2 protein-coding genes are annotated in these 1,253 nt (G+C 61.8%); both read left to right on the forward strand.

Annotated elements, in window-relative coordinates; all coding sequences use genetic code 11:
* On the forward strand, positions 1 to 454 hold a 454-nt coding region (locus LQV45_RS33590; protein ID WP_230012121.1), incomplete at its 5' end, for an MFS transporter.
* A partial coding sequence (locus LQV45_RS33595) for an SDR family NAD(P)-dependent oxidoreductase (protein ID WP_230012123.1) occupies positions 451 to 1,253 on the forward strand: 803 nt, incomplete at its 3' end. The genes LQV45_RS33590 and LQV45_RS33595, both read left to right, overlap by 4 nt.

The raw sequence follows: 1,253 nt of genomic DNA on the forward strand, positions 1-1,253 counted from the left end.
CACTCCGATCATCGGATCCTTCTCCGACCGCGTGGGCCGCCGGCCCCTCTACCTGGCCGGCGCGGCGGGCACGGGTCTTTGGGGTTTCGTCTTTTTCCCGCTCATCGACACCCGTAATGACGGACTTATTATCCTTGCCATCGTCGTCGGCCTCGTCTGCACCACGTTCATGTACGCTCCCCAGGCAGCGTTCTTCTCTGAACTGTTCGGCACCAGCGTCCGCTACAGCGGCGCCTCCCTCGGCTACCAGCTGGCATCGGTCTTCGCCGGCGGGCTTGCACCCCTCATCTCCATCGCCATTCTCGGCAGCGTGGACCAGAAAAACACCCTCGGTGTCAGCATCTACCTCGGCATAGCGGCAACGATCACCTTTATTGCAGCACTTGTGGCAAAGGAAACCGCCAAATCATCACTGCGGCACGACCGCGTACTCGAACAGGAGACCACGAAATGAAGCCCGCCGGAACCGGTTCAGCAACGGGAAACACCGCAACCCTTGCGGCCGGACAGCCACTCGCGACGAACCCCTTCTCCCTACACGGCAAAACCGCACTCGTCACAGGCGCCGGCAGAGGACTGGGCCGTGCGGTCGCCACTGCCCTGGGACTTGCCGGAGCAGAAGTCATAGCGCTGGACCTCTCGCCTCTGAACGACTTCAAGGACGAACTGGAAGCGCACGGCGTGAAATGCCGGATACGGTCGCAGAATCTCGCCGCTCTCTCACCGGACCAGGCCGCTGAAATCATCACCTGGGCCAAGGAAACCGGAAGAGGGCCCGACATTCTCGTCAACAACGCCGGGCTGATCCGGCGCGGACCTGCGCTCACGACAACCCTCGAAGACTGGGAATCCGTGATCGGTTTGAACCTGACTACACCTTTCGTGCTCTCCCAAGCGTTCACCCGCTCCCTGATCGGCGATGACCAGCCTGGCAGCATCATCAACATCCTCTCCATCAATGCCTTCCAAGGAGGCGTCGAAGTACCCTCCTACGCGGCATCCAAACACGGACTCCTGGGAGTGACCCGTGCCCTCGCCAACGAGTGGGCCCCCCATGGAATCAGAGTCAACGGAATTGCGCCCGGATACATGGAAACAGAACTCACTGCAGCCCACCGCGAAGACCCCGCAAGGTACCAAGCCATGCGCAGCCGCATGCCTATAGGCCGCTGGGGACAACCCGACGAAATCGGCGGCGCCGCGGTCTACCTCGCGTCCGCGGCCTCCACCTATCTATCGGGAACCGTCATTAA

The sequence above is a fragment of the Microbacterium sp. Bi128 genome (assembly GCF_918698205.1).